Annotated in this window: 16 protein-coding genes and 5 tRNA genes; 6 read left to right on the forward strand and 15 right to left on the reverse strand. The window is 70.1% G+C overall.

The features are described 5' to 3' along the window. Positions 1 to 33: 33 nt before the first annotated feature. On the reverse strand, positions 34 to 1,653 hold the full coding sequence (locus AB0C82_RS00625) for a DAK2 domain-containing protein (protein WP_362834845.1): 1,620 nt from the start codon (positions 1,651 to 1,653) through the stop codon (positions 34 to 36). A gap of 259 nt (positions 1,654 to 1,912) precedes the next feature. Between AB0C82_RS00625 and rpmB the strand changes: the two genes are divergently transcribed. Beyond that, entirely contained in the window at positions 1,913 to 2,098 is a 186-nt protein-coding gene (gene rpmB / locus AB0C82_RS00630) for a 50S ribosomal protein L28 (protein WP_003965989.1), read from the forward strand. Between the two features lie 97 nt (positions 2,099 to 2,195). Here rpmB and thiD read toward each other — a convergent pair whose 3' ends face one another. Beyond that, positions 2,196 to 3,005 (reverse strand): bifunctional hydroxymethylpyrimidine kinase/phosphomethylpyrimidine kinase, encoded by an 810-nt coding sequence (thiD, locus tag AB0C82_RS00635; protein WP_362834847.1) that lies wholly within the window; start codon positions 3,003 to 3,005, stop codon positions 2,196 to 2,198. Between the two features lie 10 nt (positions 3,006 to 3,015). Further along, entirely contained in the window at positions 3,016 to 3,987 is a 972-nt protein-coding gene (locus tag AB0C82_RS00640) for a thiamine-phosphate kinase (RefSeq protein ID WP_362834849.1), read from the reverse strand. Positions 3,988 to 4,307: 320 nt separating this feature from the next. Between AB0C82_RS00640 and AB0C82_RS00645 the strand changes: the two genes are divergently transcribed. Both AB0C82_RS00645 and AB0C82_RS00650 read left to right on the forward strand, forming a co-directional pair. Continuing rightward, a complete protein-coding gene (locus AB0C82_RS00645) occupies positions 4,308 to 4,541 on the forward strand; it encodes an Lrp/AsnC ligand binding domain-containing protein (RefSeq protein WP_362834851.1) in 234 nt (77 codons plus the stop codon). 20 nt (positions 4,542 to 4,561) lie between these two features. Beyond that, the gene (locus AB0C82_RS00650; RefSeq protein WP_362834853.1) at positions 4,562 to 5,050 is read left to right on the forward strand and encodes a DUF3515 domain-containing protein; all 489 of its coding nucleotides are present in this window, start codon (positions 4,562 to 4,564) and stop codon (positions 5,048 to 5,050) included. Between the two features lie 51 nt (positions 5,051 to 5,101). On the opposite strand, the gene AB0C82_RS00655 is transcribed toward AB0C82_RS00650, so the two are convergent. The 3 genes from AB0C82_RS00655 to AB0C82_RS00665 form a co-directional block, all read right to left on the reverse strand. Further along, positions 5,102 to 6,274 carry a D-alanine--D-alanine ligase family protein gene (locus AB0C82_RS00655; protein WP_362834855.1) on the reverse strand — a complete coding sequence of 391 codons (1,173 nt, stop codon included), beginning with the start codon at positions 6,272 to 6,274 and terminating at the stop codon, positions 5,102 to 5,104. Between the two features lie 77 nt (positions 6,275 to 6,351). Then, complete coding sequence (locus AB0C82_RS00660; RefSeq protein ID WP_362834857.1) at positions 6,352 to 7,362, reverse strand: NAD(P)H-dependent glycerol-3-phosphate dehydrogenase; 1,011 nt, start codon at positions 7,360 to 7,362, stop codon at positions 6,352 to 6,354. After that, positions 7,359 to 8,111 carry a lysophospholipid acyltransferase family protein gene (locus tag AB0C82_RS00665; protein ID WP_362834859.1) on the reverse strand — a complete coding sequence of 251 codons (753 nt, stop codon included), beginning with the start codon at positions 8,109 to 8,111 and terminating at the stop codon, positions 7,359 to 7,361. Before AB0C82_RS00665 ends, AB0C82_RS00660 begins: the two co-directional genes overlap by 4 nt. 149 nt (positions 8,112 to 8,260) lie before the next feature. Here AB0C82_RS00665 and cofC point away from each other — a divergent pair, with 149 nt between their 5' ends. Continuing rightward, positions 8,261 to 8,944, forward strand: a complete 684-nt coding sequence (cofC, locus tag AB0C82_RS00670) for a 2-phospho-L-lactate guanylyltransferase (protein ID WP_362834861.1) — start codon at positions 8,261 to 8,263, stop codon at positions 8,942 to 8,944. Between the two features lie 9 nt (positions 8,945 to 8,953). Beyond that, entirely contained in the window at positions 8,954 to 9,157 is a 204-nt protein-coding gene (locus tag AB0C82_RS00675) for a hypothetical protein (protein ID WP_362834863.1), read from the forward strand. Positions 9,158 to 9,230: 73 nt separating this feature from the next. On the opposite strand, the gene AB0C82_RS00680 is transcribed toward AB0C82_RS00675, so the two are convergent. The 4 genes from AB0C82_RS00680 to leuC form a co-directional block, all read right to left on the reverse strand. Further along, positions 9,231 to 9,914, reverse strand: coding sequence for an HU family DNA-binding protein (locus tag AB0C82_RS00680; protein WP_362834865.1), 684 nt, complete (start codon positions 9,912 to 9,914; stop codon positions 9,231 to 9,233). Between the two features lie 143 nt (positions 9,915 to 10,057). Further along, positions 10,058 to 10,285 (reverse strand): hypothetical protein, encoded by a 228-nt coding sequence (locus AB0C82_RS00685; RefSeq protein ID WP_362834867.1) that lies wholly within the window; start codon positions 10,283 to 10,285, stop codon positions 10,058 to 10,060. Between the two features lie 104 nt (positions 10,286 to 10,389). After that, complete coding sequence (gene leuD / locus AB0C82_RS00690) at positions 10,390 to 10,983, reverse strand: 3-isopropylmalate dehydratase small subunit (RefSeq protein ID WP_362834869.1); 594 nt, start codon at positions 10,981 to 10,983, stop codon at positions 10,390 to 10,392. Between the two features lie 2 nt (positions 10,984 to 10,985). Continuing rightward, positions 10,986 to 12,413: a 3-isopropylmalate dehydratase large subunit gene (leuC, locus tag AB0C82_RS00695; RefSeq protein WP_362834871.1), complete on the reverse strand. Its 1,428-nt coding sequence runs from the start codon at positions 12,411 to 12,413 to the stop codon at positions 10,986 to 10,988. A 174-nt stretch (positions 12,414 to 12,587) separates the two neighbouring features. On the opposite strand from leuC, the gene ndgR reads away from it, so the two are divergent. Continuing rightward, positions 12,588 to 13,304 (forward strand): IclR family transcriptional regulator NdgR, encoded by a 717-nt coding sequence (ndgR, locus tag AB0C82_RS00700; protein WP_003966003.1) that lies wholly within the window; start codon positions 12,588 to 12,590, stop codon positions 13,302 to 13,304. 231 nt (positions 13,305 to 13,535) lie between these two features. On the opposite strand, the gene AB0C82_RS00705 is transcribed toward ndgR, so the two are convergent. The 5 genes from AB0C82_RS00705 to AB0C82_RS00725 all read right to left on the reverse strand — a co-directional run bounded on the left by AB0C82_RS00705 (position 13,536) and on the right by AB0C82_RS00725 (position 14,007). Beyond that, positions 13,536 to 13,608 (reverse strand) — tRNA-Glu (locus AB0C82_RS00705). A gap of 19 nt (positions 13,609 to 13,627) precedes the next feature. Then, positions 13,628 to 13,699: transfer RNA gene (locus AB0C82_RS00710), tRNA-Gln, on the reverse strand. A gap of 12 nt (positions 13,700 to 13,711) precedes the next feature. Beyond that, positions 13,712 to 13,784 (reverse strand) — tRNA-Glu (locus AB0C82_RS00715). A 60-nt stretch (positions 13,785 to 13,844) separates the two neighbouring features. Then, positions 13,845 to 13,917, reverse strand: a tRNA-Glu gene (locus tag AB0C82_RS00720). A gap of 18 nt (positions 13,918 to 13,935) precedes the next feature. Then, positions 13,936 to 14,007, reverse strand: a tRNA-Gln gene (locus tag AB0C82_RS00725). Positions 14,008 to 14,048 lie beyond the last annotated feature (41 nt).

The following is a 14,048-nucleotide window of genomic DNA, read 5'->3' on the forward strand; positions in this document are numbered from 1 at the left end:
CTGTGGCGGGCCTTCGCGGTCCCTCCGGTCCGGCTATTCGACGCCGATCAGCAGGGGTGCCGCCTGGTGGCCGCCCCGGTAGACGACCGTGTCCACGGCCAGATACCCCTCGCGCACGTGCTCCGCCAGCGCGTCGGCCAGGGTGTCCGGTACGTCCTCGCCCAGGACCAGCGTGACGAGTTCGCCGCCCGCCGACAGCATCCGGTCCAGGACCGTACGGGCCGTCTCGGGCACGTCGGCTCCGATGACGGCGACGTCCCCGTCGATCAGACCGAGGATGTCACCGGCCTGGCAGATGCCCGCCATGGTCCACGACTGCCGCTCGGCGACGGCGAGTTCGGCGTACCGGGTGGCACCGGCGGCGGCGGTCATGGCCACCACGTCCTCGTCGAAGCCCCGGTCCGGCTCGTGTACGGCGAGCGCGGCGAGGCCCTGGACGACGGCGCGGGTGGGGATCAGGGCGACCCGGACACCTTCGGCGCGGGCCTGCTCGGCCGCTGCCCCCGCGGTGTGGCGCAGCGTCGCGTCGTTGGGGAGGAGGACGACTTCGCGGGCGTGGGCCCGGCGGATCGCGTCGACCAGTTCGCCGCTGGCGGGCGGCTCGCCGGGGCGCGCGAGCACGGTGGTCGCCCCCGCGTCCGTACACAGTCCCGCGAGTCCGTCGCCCGGGACCACGACGACGACCCCGCGCTGGGCGGGTTCGGCGTGGGCGTGGACCCGGTCGGCGCCGAAGTGGGTGATGCGGATGCGGTACGGCCGGCCGGCCTCGACGCCGGCCTCCACCGCCGCGCCCGCGTCGTCGACGTGGACGTGGACGTTCCACAGCCCGTCGCCGCCCACGACGACGAGTGAGTCGCCGAGCCCGTCCAGCCGGGTCCGCAGCCGGCCGACGGCCTCGTCGTGGGCCTCCAGCAGGTAGATCACCTCGAAGGCGGGTCCGTCCTCACCTGCCACCGCGCAGTCGTCCGCGGGCCCGGTCGGCGCCTCGGCCTTCACCGCCCACGACGTCCGCGCGGGTGCCTGTCCCGAGACGGCTTCCAGCAGCGCTCCGAGTACGGTCACCAGACCCCGCCCGCCCGCGTCCACGACGCCCGCACGTCCGAGGACGGCCAGCTGGCCGGGGGTGGCGGCGAGCGCGGTGCGCGCACTCTCGTACGCCGCCGTCACCACGGCCGTGAGACCGCCCACGGTGCGTTCCGCCGCCTCGGCCGCCGCGGTGGCCACGGTCAGCACCGTGCCTTCGACGGGGTGGGCGACGGCCTGCCGGGCCGCCGCGGCGGCCCTGGTCAGGGCCGCTCGCAAGTGGTCCGCGTCACCGCCGTCGGCCAGCACCCCGGCCATACCGCGCAGCAGCTGCGACAGGATGGTGCCTGAGTTGCCCCGGGCGCCGATCAGTGCGCCGTGCGCCATCGCCCGTACGGCATCGGCCCGGCAGGCCACGGAGGATCCGGTCTCGTGGGCGGCGAAGACCGCTTCCACGGCAGCAGCGGCGGACTCCACGGTCAGATAGAGGTTGGTGCCGGTGTCCCCGTCGGCGACGGGATACACGTTGATCGCGTCGATCTCCTCGCGTTCCCGGCCCAGGGCCTCCAGGGCCAGTGAGCACCAGGTGCGCACCGCGACGGCGTCCAGGTCGTCGGGGAGCTGCGGCACCTGATGGTCCTCCTTGAAGCGGCCGTCGGCAGCGGGTTGCACCGCAGAGTAGCCCGCTGCCCGTGGCTCCGGCGGGGACAGGGGCGGGGCGGGCGACCGGGTGAGACATGGTAGTTTCGTATCTCCGACGCAGCCGTTGTATGCTGCTTCGGTTGCCCGATGAGAGTCGGGCCATTCCCTCCGGTACCGCCACTTCAGTCAAATGAATCCGGCGCGCCGGAATTCACTGTAAGTGCATCTGAAGTCTTTGGAGTGACCCGTGGCTGCCAACTGCGACGTTTGCGGCAAGGGGCCGAGCTTCGGCAACAGCATTTCGCACTCGCACCGCCGTACGTCTCGTCGCTGGAATCCCAACATCCAGCGCGTGCGTGCCGTGGTCGGGCGGACGCCGAAGCGGCTCAACGTCTGCACCTCGTGCATCAAGGCCGGCAAGGTCGCGCGCTGACGTCTCGTCGTAGCGCAGCCTTACCGGTTGCCCAAAAGGCCGGTCCACCTCGGTGGACCGGCCTTTTGCTGTGCCCGGCGCCGGGCGGCGGGCCTCCTCAGCCTGACGTGCGCGTCAGCCACCCGTGATCGACGGGGCCGATTCCGCCTCCGAGCGGGAAACCGGCCGCGATCGCCCCGGTGACGTACTCCTTCGCCGCCCGGACGGCCGCCGGTACGTCCTCACCACGGGCCAGGCCCGACGCGATGGCGGAGGCGAGGGTGCAGCCGGTGCCGTGCGTGTGCCGGTTGTCGTGCCGGGGTGCGCGCAGCCAGTGCTCCTCGTCGCCGTCCGTGAGCAGGTCCACCGGCTCACCGGGCAGGTGGCCGCCCTTGATCACCACCCAGCGCGGCCCGAAGGCCAGCATCCCGGCGGCGGCCCCGCGCATTCCGGGCTCGTCGGTGACGGTGATGCCCGTGAGCTGCGCCACTTCGTCCAGGTTCGGGGTGGCCACGGTGGCGAGGGGCAGGAGCTTCGTCCGTACGGAATCCAGTGCCTCGGCCGCCAGCAGCGGATCACCGTGCTTGGAGACGCCGACGGGGTCGACGACGACGGGCGCGTCCGTGTCCGCGAGGAGTGCGGCGACCGTCTCGACGAGGACGGCGGAGGAGAGCATCCCGGTCTTGACGGCCTGGACCCCGATGTCGTCGACGACGCTGCGGTACTGGGCGCGTACGGCTTCCACCGGAAGCTCCCAGGCGCCCTGCACCCCCACGGAGTTCTGCGCGGTCACGGCGGTCAGCACGCTCATGCCGTGCACGCCGAGCGCCAGCATCGTCTTCAGATCGGCCTGGATGCCCGCACCGCCGCCGGAGTCGGACCCGGCGACGGTGAGGACACGAGGCGGTACAGCGGTGCGTATGGGCATACGCGGCAATCTACTGGGCGTCCTCGATGTCCCCGAAATGGTCCCAGCCGCCCTTGCTGGTCCAGGGCGCGCCGTCGACCGTCACCTGGGGCAGCGCCGACGGGTTGAGGACCTCGCCGATCACCTTCCAGCGCGCCGGGAGCTTCACGTCCGGCGGGAAGGTCGCCACGATGGCGTGGTCCTCTCCCCCGGTCAGCACCCACTGCAGCGGGTCGACGCCGACGGCCTGGCCGATGTCGGACATCTGCGAGGGGATGTCGATGAGCCCCGAGCGCAGGTCGATACGGACCTTGCTGGACTCGGCGATGTGCCCGAGGTCGGCCACGAGTCCGTCGCTGACGTCCGTCATCGCGGTGGCGCCGAGCCCGGCGGCCGCGGGGCCCGCGTGGTACGGCGGTTCGGGGCGCCGGTGCGCCTCGACGAAGGCGCGCGGTGAGCGGAAGCCGCGGGAGAGCACGGCGAATCCGGCGGCGGACCAGCCGAGCCAGCCGGTCACGGCGACGACGTCGCCGGGCCTGGCGCCGGACCGGGTGACGGGCTCGTGGTTGCGCAGGTCACCGAGAGCGGTGATCGCGATGGTGATGGTGTCGCCGCGTACGACGTCGCCGCCGACCACCGCGGCGCCGGCGACCTGGCACTCGTCACGGATGCCGTCCATCAGCTCGCCCGCCCAGGTGACCGGGAGTTCGGCGGGCACGACCAGGCCGAGGAGCAGCGCGGTGGGCACGGCGCCCATGGCTGCGATGTCGGCGAGGTTCTGGGCGGCGGCCTTGCGGCCGACGTCGTACGCCGTCGACCAGTCACGGCGGAAGTGCCGCCCTTCCAACATGATGTCGCTACTGGCCACGACCCTGCGGTCGGGAGCGGCTACGACCGCGGCGTCGTCGCCGGGTCCCAGCCGTACCGCCGGAGTGGTGGTGAGCCGGGAAGTGAGCTCTCTGATGAGCCCGAACTCCCCCAACTCGCCCACGGTTCCCTTCACCGAGTCTCACCTCTCATTTATCGCACCGGACACCTGTCCGGGCTGCTTCAGCGGACCGAGGTCCCGGCCGTGGTCCGTCGGCCGCCGGGGGCTTCCCGCCCCGGGACGTACTGGCATGTCCGTCCCCCTTCTGCGCCGGTGGGCTTGCGGTCGCGTGCCCTCACCGCTGTCGGTACCGTCAAGAGATACGTCAACTTCTGTCTTCCGCACGCCACGCTGTGGGCGTCATCCGGCCCGCAGGTCTCCCCGTGGCCCGTGGCAACGCGATACCGTGGCGTCCCTTTCCCCCACATGATCCTCGTGGCCGCCCTGGAGGTTCCGTGGTACAGGCGTACATCCTCATCCAGACAGAGGTGGGCAAGGCGTCGACAGTCGCCGAGACCATCGTGAAGATTCCGGGAGTCATTCAGGCAGAGGACGTCACAGGCCCCTACGACGTGATCGTGCGCGCACAGGCCGACACCGTCGACGCACTCGGCCGCATGGTGGTGGCCAAGGTCCAGCAGGTGGACGGCATCACGCGAACACTGACCTGCCCGGTCGTCCACCTCTGACCCCCGTCTAGGCTGGGCCGGTGACGTCTTCCGGCCGCAGGCTCCCCCGTTCGCTGTTCCTCGCCCCCTCCGCTGCCGTGCTCGTCATGGCCGCGGCGGGCTGCTCCTCCAGCGACGCACGGGCCTCGATCACGGTTCCCACGCCGTCTTCGGAGGCCGCCGCGTACTGCGAGGCGCTGCACAGGGAGCTGCCGAAGACCGTCGCCGGTATGGACCGGAGCGATCCCGGGCCGGACTCCGACCTCACGGCCGGATGGGGAGACGGGGCGATCGTACTGCGCTGCGGCGTCCCCCGGCCCGCGAAGATGGAGGACGTCCAGTCGGAAGGGATCGACGCGGACGGCGTCAACTGGCTGCTGGAGCAGCGGGAGGACGCCGGTCCGCGGTTCACGACCACCTATCGCAAGGCGTATGTGGAGGTGACGCTCCCCAAGGAGTTCGCCCACGACATCACGCCGCTCGCCGAGTTCGCGGCGTCCGTCAGGAAGACGGTCCCGGAGAGCCTGTAACCGGCCCGGGGTCTTCCCGACGGACGTGCGGGAAGACCCCGGCGCGGAACGTCAGCGCAGGCCCGTGGGCCTGTTCAGCGCGGCCTGGATCAGCCGGTCCACCAGTTCCTGGTAGTCGACGCCGCTCTCCTGCCACATCCGCGGGTACATGGAGATCGGTGTGAAGCCCGGCATCGTGTTGATCTCGTTGATGACGAAGTCGCCCTCGTCGGTGAGGAAGAAGTCGGCGCGCACGAGGCCCTCGCAGGAGGTGGCCTCGAAGGCGGCGACGGCGAGCCGCTGTACCTCCGCGGTCTGCTCCGCGGTCAGCGGCGCGGGCACCAGCCCGGCCGCCGAGTCGATGTACTTGGCCTCGAAGTCGTAGAAGTCGTGCGCGGTGACCGGGGGGATCTCGGCGGGCACGCTGGCGCGCGGACCGTCCTCGAACTCCAGCACGCCGCACTCGATCTCGCGGCCCCGCAGCAGCGACTCCACAAGGAACTTGGGGTCGTGGCGGCGGGCCTCCTCGATCGCCTCGTCGAGGCCCGAGAGGTCGTCGACCTTGGTGATGCCCATCGAGGAGCCGCCGCGGGCGGGCTTGATGAAGAGCGGGAAGCCGTGCTCCGCGGCGAAGTCCACGATGCGCTTGCGGGCGGTGGGACGGTCGTTGTCCCACTCGCGGGGGCGCACGACCTCGTACGGGCCGACGGGCAGGCCGAAGGAGGTGAAGACCCGCTTCATGTACTCCTTGTCCTGACCGACCGCGGAGGCCAGCACACCGGCGCCCACGTAGGGCACACCGGAGAGCTCCAGGAGCCCCTGGAGCGTGCCGTCCTCGCCGTACGGTCCGTGCAGCACGGGGAAGACGACGTCGACCTCGCCGAGCGCCTTGGGGACCGCGCCCGGTTCGGTGTAGACGACCTCGCGGCTGCCGGGGTCGACGGACAGCACGACACCGCCTTCGTCGGACTCCGCGAGCTGGGCCACGTTCGGTACCTTGCGGTCCGCGATGGCCATGCGGGCGGGGTCGTCGGCGGTGAGCGCCCAGCGGCCGTCCGAGGTGATGCCGATCGGCAGGACGTCGTACTTGGTCCGGTCGATGGCGTTCAGTACTGCGCCGGCCGTCACGACCGAGATGCCGTGCTCGGAGCTTCGGCCGCCGAACACGACGGCCACCCGCGGCTTACGGCCCTGCACAGGGCTCTCGGGGCTCTCAGGGCTCTGGGGGAGGTTCTCGCTGCTCATATCGCGATGAGCGTACCTTGCAGGTCCGCGGCGAAGGAGTGCAGGCACGGGGCGTGCCGGGGACGCGTGGGGAAGGATCAGTGCCGCTCGGGCTTGGCGCTGCGCGACATCAGCTCCTTGAGAGCGACGACCGGCGGCTTGCCCTCGTGGACGATGCCGACGACGGTCTCGGTGATGGGCATGTCGACACCGTGCCTGCGCGCCAGATCGAGCACCGATTCACAGGACTTGACGCCCTCGGCGGTCTGCCGGGTGGCGGCGATCGCCTGCTGGAGGGTCATCCCGCGGCCGAGGTTGGTGCCGAAGGTGTGGTTGCGCGAGAGCGGGGAGGAGCAGGTCGCCACCAGGTCACCGAGGCCCGCGAGGCCGGAGAAGGTGAGGGGGTCGGCGCCCATGGCCAGGCCCAGGCGGGTGGTCTCGGCGAGGCCGCGGGTGATGAGGGAGCCCTTGGCGTTGTCACCGAGGCCCATGCCGTCGGCGATGCCGACGGCCAGGCCGATGACGTTCTTGACGGCGCCGCCGAGCTCGCAGCCGACGACGTCCGTGTTGGTGTACGGGCGGAAGTACGGGGTGTGGCAGGCGGCCTGGAGGCGCTGGGCCACCGATTCGTCCTGGCAGGCGACGACGGCGGCGGCGGGGCGGCGCTCGGCGATCTCCTTGGCGAGGTTGGGGCCGGTGACGACCGCGACGCGGTCCGCGCCGACGCCGGTGACGTCGGCGATGACCTCGCTCATCCGCTTGGCGGTGCCGAGTTCGACACCCTTCATGAGCGAGACGAGCACCGTGCCGGGGCCGATGTGCGGGGCCCAGTCGGCGAGGTTGGCGCGCAGGGTCTGCGAGGGCACGGCCAGGACCGCGAAGTCGGCGCCCCGCAGGGCGTCGGCGGCGTCGGTGGTGGCGCGGACCGAGGCGGGGAGCTCGATCCCCGGCAGGTAGTCCGGGTTGGTGCGGGTCGTGTTGATGGCCTCGGCGACCTCCGCGCGGCGGCCCCAGAGGGTCACCTCGCAGCCTGCGTCGGCGAGGATCATGCCGAAGGCCGTACCCCATGAGCCGGTTCCGAAGACGGCTGCCTTCGCGGGGTGCGTCACGTGGGTCCCTTTCCCTCTGCCTTGCGCCGTTGGTCGGCGCGGGCCTTGCGGTGATCGTAGAGCTCGGTGGGTGCCTTCTCGCCCCGTACGAGTTCCAGCTGCGCGGTGACGGCGGCCATGATGGCCTCGGTCGCCTCGCGCAGTACCTCCGGCGTGGGTTCCAGGCCGTAGAACCGGTCGAGGTCCACCGGCGGACCGGCCTGCACCTGGAGGGTCTTGCGGGGGAAGAAGCTGAACTTGTTCTCCTTGGCGTACGGCGGCATCGCGAGGTTGGCGCCCCACTGGGCGACGGGGATGACCGGCGCCTTGGTCAGCAGAGCGACCCGGGCCGCGCCGGTCTTGCCGGCCATCGGCCACATGTCGGGGTCGCGGGTGAGCGTGCCCTCGGGATAGAACGCGACGCATTCGCCCCGCTCGATCGCGTCGACGGCGGCACGGAAAGCGTCCAGCGCATTGGTCGTCTCGCGGTACACGGGGATCTGGCCGGTGCCTCGCAGCATCATTCCGACGAAGGGGGTGCTGAACAGCCCCGCCTTGGCCAGCAGCCGCGGCACCCGGCCGGTGTTGTACTGGAAATGTCCGTACGAAAGGGGGTCCAGGTACGAATTGTGGTTGACCGCGGTGATGAATCCACCGTCGGCCGGAATGTGTTCCATTCCCCGCCAGTCGCGCTTGAACAGAATCACCAATGGCGGCTTGGCGATGACCGCCGCCAGGCGGTACCAGAAGCCGATTCTGCGGCGGGACACTCGGACACCTTCCTATAGGACCTGACCTGCTGCCTGGCTGCCGGCGGTCACGTCTCGCCCCAGGCCCCTGCTCTGTCGAGAACACCGTACGCCCCGCCTTCCCGGGCGGACCTCCGGGTTGTCACACCGGCAGGCGAGAATAAGACGCGTTGCGTACGGAGGGGGAGATGACCACGAACACCGACCTGACCGGGGCCTGGTCCCTGGTCGTCCCGCTGAAGCCGCTCGCGCGGGCCAAGAGCAGGCTGGAGCGGACGGCGGGCGGACTGCTGAGACCTCGCCTGGCCCTGGCGTTCGCGCAGGACACGGTCGCGGCGGCACTGGCGTGCCCGGCGGTGCGGGATGTGTTGGTCGTCACGGACGATCCGGAGGCGCGGGAGGCGCTTTCGGCACTGGGGGCACGCGTCGTCGCGGACTCACCGGCGGCCGGGCTCAACGCCGCGCTCTCCCACGGGGCGCGTGCGGTGCGGGCCCTGAGGTCCTCGGCGGCGGTGGCCGCGCTCAATGCCGATCTTCCCGCACTGCAACCCGCGGAATTGGCGCGGGTGCTCCAATTTTCCGCCGAATTTCCCCGCACATTTGTGACGGATGCGGCGGGAATCGGTACGACATTTCTGTCGGCAACGCCCGGTGCGGAATTGCACCCGGCTTTCGGCGGTCCTTCGAGGGCCCGGCATCTGGCTTCGGGAGCCGCCGAAGTCACGCTGACCGGTATCGACTCGGTGCGCCGGGACGTGGACACCGGCGAGGATCTGCGGGTGGCGCTGGCCCTCGGGGTGGGCCCGCACACCGGGGCCCTGCACGCCTCGGCCGCTCCCGCGCGGGACCGATAGGCTTGCGCCATGCAGGCGACCGCGTACACGTACGACTCCGAGACCCGCACCGGCAGTGTGCTCCTCGACGACGGCACCCCGATGGACTTCGACGCCCCGGCGTTCGAGGCCGGCGGCCTGCGGCTGCTGCGTCCGGGGCAGCGGGTGCGGATCGAGATGAGCGGTGAGGGCGCCTCGCCACGCATCAGCCTGGTGACGCTCCAGACGTTCTGAAAAGCCCGCGGGCCGGGCTCCCCATGGGGAGCCCGGCCCGGCGCGTGTGAGAGGAATGGGGCGATGCCCGTCCTCACTTCTTGCGTGCAGTGGCCTTCTTGGCCGTGGTCTTGCGCGCCGTGGTCTTCTTCGCGGGCGCCTTCTTCGCCGTGGTCTTCTTGGCGGGCGCTGTCTTGCTGGCGACGGCGGCCTTCTTGGCCGGAGCCGTCTTCTTCGCCGGAGCGGCCGCCTGCTTGGCGGTGGCGGCCTTCTTGGCGGTGGCCGTGGCCTTCTTCGCCGTCGGCGTGGCCTTCTTGGCGGTGGCGGTGGTCTTCTTCGCCGGAGCCGCCCTCTTGGCGGTGGCCGTGGTCTTCTTCGCCGCCACGGCCTTCTTGGCGGTGGCCTTCTTGGCCGCGGCCTTCGCCGTCGTACGGGTGGAAGAACCGCCCGAGAGGCTGCCCTTGGGCGCCTTCTTCACGGCCACGTCGTTCTTGGGGAGCTTCTTCGAGCCGCTCACCAGGTCCTTGAAGCCCTGTCCCGCACGGAAACGGGGCACGGACGTCTTCTTGACCCGTACGCGCTCACCCGTCTGCGGGTTGCGGGCGTAACGGGCGGGGCGGTCGACCTTCTCGAACGAGCCGAAGCCGGTGACCGAGACACGGTCCCCTGCGACAACTGCGCGGACGATCGCGTCGAGTACCACATCGACAGCGTCTGCGGCCTGCTGGCGGCCGCCGACCTTGTCGGCAATCGCTTCTACGAGCTGCGCCTTGTTCACGTCTTCCCCTTCGGAGACATTGCCAGAACGAAAGTGTTCAAGCTTTTTCGCACGTTAGGCAGATATATACCGCAAATCAAACACGAAACGGGCTAATCACCCTAGTGCCGCAACGAAGTCGACCACTGCGCAGTTCCGCAGAGTCAGTCACCTTCGGGGAATCGGCCCTCATCGAGGTCCTTCATCAACCGGTCCAGACGCCTTGCCGCATCCGGGAGATCGTGCTTCGCCGCGGCCGTGACGACCAGCAGCTTCCGGGTCAGCGCCATCCGTACGCCCTCCGGGACTTGCAGTGCACGCACTCTTGCGTGCGCTTCCTTCAATCGGTCGGCGACTTGGCCATAGAGCTTGAGTTGGCTGTCGCGTTCCATGCACCGATTGTGCCATCTGGGGCGAGTTGTCGCCCGACGGGGTCTCAACAAGCGACTGCGCCCCCTGCCGGAAGGCAGGGGGCGCAGTCCTGGAAAAGCGCTGCTCAGACCTCAATTGTACGCGGCTTGTGGGTCGGCCTTGCCGCCTCATAAGTCGCAATGTCCGCTTCGTTCTGAAGGGTGAGGCTGATGTCGTCGAGGCCGTTCAGGAGCCGCCAGCGGGCGTTCTCGTCGAGCTCGAAGTCGGCTGTGACGCCCTCCGCGAGGACCTGGCGCTTCTCCAAGTCCACGGTGATCTCGGCCGTTGGGTCGGCCTCCGTCAGGTCCCACAGCGCGTCCACGACCTTCTGGTCGAGCACGACGGTCAACAGTCCGTTCTTCAGCGAGTTGCCTCGGAAGATGTCGGCGAACCGGGAGGAGATGACCGTCTTGAAGCCGAAGTTCTGCAGGGCCCAGACGGCGTGTTCGCGCGAGGAGCCGGTGCCGAAGTCGGGACCCGCCACCAGGACCGAGGCGCCTGCCCGCTCGGGGCGGTTGAGGACGAAGTTCTCGTCCTTGCGCCACGCCTCGAAGAGGCCGTCCTCGAAGCCGTCCCTGGTGACCTTCTTCAGCCAGTGGGCGGGGATGATCTGGTCGGTGTCGACGTTGCTGCGGCGCAGCGGGACGGCCCGGCCGGTGTGTGCGGTGAATGCTTCCATGGCTATCGGACTCCGGCGGACGTGAGGGCATCGGACAGGTCGGCGGGCGAGGCCAGATGGCCCAGCACCGCGGTGGCCGCGGCAACCTGCGGGGAGACCAGGTGCGTACGGCCGCCCTTGCCCTGCCTGCCCTCGAAGTTGCGGTTCGAGGTGGACGCCGAGCGCTCGCCGGGGGCCAGCTGGTCGGGGTTCATCCCGAGACACATCGAGCAGCCCGCGTGCCGCCATTCGGCGCCGGCGGAGGTGAAGACCTTGTCCAGGCCCTCCTCGATCGCCTGCAGGGCGACGCGCACCGAGCCCGGGACGACCAGCATCCGTACGCCGTCGGCGACTTTGCGGCCGTCCATGATCGAGGCCGCGTTGCGCAGGTCCTCGATGCGGCCGTTGGTGCAGGAGCCTACGAAGACGGTGTCGACCCTGATGTCGCGCAGCGGCTGCCCGGCGGTCAACCCCATGTACTCCAGGGCGCGTTCGGCGGCGTGCCGCTCCGAGGCGTCCTCGTACGAAGCAGGGTCGGGGACGTTGGCCGACAGGGGCGCGCCCTGGCCGGGGTTGGTGCCCCAGGTGACGAACGGCGCCAGTTCGGCGGCCTCGATGACGACCTCGGCGTCGAAGACGGCGTCGTCGTCGGTGCGCAGGGTCTTCCAGTACTCGACGGCCGCGTCCCAGTCCTCCCCGACGGGGGCGTGGTCACGGCCCTGGAGGTAGTCGAAGGTCGTACGGTCCGGGGCGATCATGCCCGCGCGGGCGCCGGCCTCGATCGACATGTTGCAGATGGTCATCCGGGCCTCCATCGAGAGTTTCTCGATGGCGGAGCCGCGGTATTCGAGGATGTAGCCCTGGCCGCCGCCGGTGCCGATCCGCGCGATGATGGCCAGGATCAGGTCCTTGGCCGTGACGCTGTCGGGCAGTTCGCCCTCGACGGTGATCGCCATGGTCTTCGGGCGGGCCAGCGGGAGCGTCTGGGTGGCCAGCACGTGCTCGACCTGGCTGGTGCCGATACCGAAGGCCAGCGCGCCGAACGCACCGTGCGTGGAGGTGTGGGAGTCGCCGCAGACCACGGTGGTGCCGGGCTGGGTCAGACCGAGCTGGGGGCCGACCACGTGCACGACGCCCTGCTCGACGTCGCCCAGCGGGTGCAGCCGGACGCCGAAGTCCGCGCAGTTCTTGCGCAGGGTCTCCAGCTGGGCGCGGGAGACCGGGTCGGCGATCGGCTTGTCGATGTCGATGGTCGGGGTGTTGTGGTCCTCGGTGGCGATGGTGAGGTCGAGGCGCCGCACCGGGCGTCCGGCCTGCCGGAGGCCGTCGAACGCCTGCGGGCTGGTCACCTCGTGCAGCAGGTGCAGATCGATGAAGAGAAGGTCGGGCTCGCCCTCCGCGCGCCGGACGACGTGGTCGTCCCAGACCTTCTCCGCGAGTGTCCTACCCATCGCTTTCCCTCCGGCCGGCGTCTTCGCCGGCCCAACTAGAGATTCGTTGCTCCACCGTCCGGACCCCCGTGCGGGGCGGTGGCTACGGGCCGTTGTGTGGCCGCCCCTACAGGTTCGCAACTTCCGCCGGAAATTGAACTTGCGTTTCACAGAGTGAGACGCGAGTATCGTCGTATGGACAACTCTAGCGGCGTCGGCGTTCTCGACAAGGCAGCTCTGGTATTGAGCGCCCTGGAGTCCGGTCCGGCCACCCTCGCCGGGCTGGTCGCGGCGACCGGGCTCGCACGACCCACGGCTCATCGACTGGCCGTGGCACTGGAACACCACCGCATGGTGGCGAGGGACATGCAGGGCCGTTTCATTCTCGGCCCCCGCCTGTCGGAACTCGCGGCCGCGGCCGGTGAGGACCGTCTCCTGGCGACGGCGGGACCGGTGCTCACGCATCTGCGTGACATCACCGGCGAGAGCGCGCAGCTCTACCGCCGGCAGGGCGACATGCGGATCTGCGTGGCGGCGGCGGAACGGCTGTCCGGACTCCGGGACACCGTGCCGGTGGGCTCCACGCTCACCATGAAGGCCGGCTCGTCCGCGCAGATCCTGATGGCATGGGAGGAGCCGGAGCGCCTGCACCGCGGCCTCCAGGGCGCCCGTTTCACGGCCACGGCTCTCTCCGGCGTACGCCGCCGGGGCTGGGCCCAGTCGATCGGCGAGCGGGAACCGGGCGTCGCCTCGGTCTCGGCGCCGGTGCGGGGGCCCTCGAACCGGGTGGTCGCCGCGGTCTCGGTCTCCGGACCCATCGAGCGGCTGACCCGCCACCCGGGCCGGATGCACGCCCAGGCGGTCATCGACTCCGCGGCACGGCTGAGCGAGGCCCTGCGCCGCACGGGCTGACCGACGCCCGCTTCCCCGTTCTCCCCGAAGGCCGCCCCAGCGCCGTGGCGGCCCTCTTCAGTTCCCCTGCCCAGCCCTTCCGTTCGGCTCTCCCCACCGGACGAGCCGTTGTGCGGGACGGTCGCCGCACGGCGGCCTCGCACCCCTTGGGCCTGAGCGGCACCAACGACACCAGCGGCACATGAAAAAGGCCCCTCACCGAAGTGAAGGGCCTTCCCTGTCGAGCTGTTGTACCCCCGACCGGATTCGAACCGGCGCTACTGCCGTGAGAGGGCAGCGTGCTAGGCCGCTACACAACGGGGGCGTGTTACTTGGGACTTGCGCTGGGCTACCAGGACTCGAACCTAGAATGACGGTACCAGAAACCGTAGTGTTGCCAATTACACCATAGCCCATGGTGTTACAAGTACCCCCGACCGGATTCGAACCGGCGCTACTGCCGTGAGAGGGCAGCGTGCTAGGCCGCTACACAACGGGGGCCCTAGCGATCCTGCATCAAGAACGTGGGTGCGACCCAGATGTTCTCGCGGGAAGGATCTGTACCCCCGACCGGATTCGAACCGGCGCTACTGCCGTGAGAGGGCAGCGTGCTAGGCCGCTACACAACGGGGGCGTGTACTTCAGTCTTGCGCTGGGCTACCAGGACTCGAACCTAGAATGACGGTACCAGAAACCGTAGTGTTGCCAATTACACCATAGCCCACTGAAACGCAACCCTTTGAGGGGTTTCATTTCTGTCTGCGC

Source organism: Streptomyces sp. NPDC048560, from assembly GCF_040650955.1.
Taxonomy (GTDB): domain Bacteria; phylum Actinomycetota; class Actinomycetes; order Streptomycetales; family Streptomycetaceae; genus Streptomyces.

What these genes read in the sequence shown, in the direction of transcription:
- thiD (WP_362834847.1), bottom strand. Translation starts at nt 3,005, where the DNA reads ATGCCCATACGCACCGCTGTACCGCCTCGTGTCCTCACCGTCGCCGGG.
- AB0C82_RS00655 (WP_362834855.1), bottom strand. Translation starts at nt 6,274, where the DNA reads ATGAGCAGCGAGAACCTCCCCCAGAGCCCTGAGAGCCCCGAGAGCCCT.
- AB0C82_RS00675 (WP_362834863.1), top strand. Translation starts at nt 8,954, where the DNA reads ATGCAGGCGACCGCGTACACGTACGACTCCGAGACCCGCACCGGCAGT.
- AB0C82_RS00685 (WP_362834867.1), bottom strand. Translation starts at nt 10,285, where the DNA reads ATGGAACGCGACAGCCAACTCAAGCTCTATGGCCAAGTCGCCGACCGA.
- leuD (WP_362834869.1), bottom strand. Translation starts at nt 10,983, where the DNA reads ATGGAAGCATTCACCGCACACACCGGCCGGGCCGTCCCGCTGCGCCGC.
- leuC (WP_362834871.1), bottom strand. Translation starts at nt 12,413, where the DNA reads ATGGGTAGGACACTCGCGGAGAAGGTCTGGGACGACCACGTCGTCCGG.
- ndgR (WP_003966003.1), top strand. Translation starts at nt 12,588, where the DNA reads ATGGACAACTCTAGCGGCGTCGGCGTTCTCGACAAGGCAGCTCTGGTA.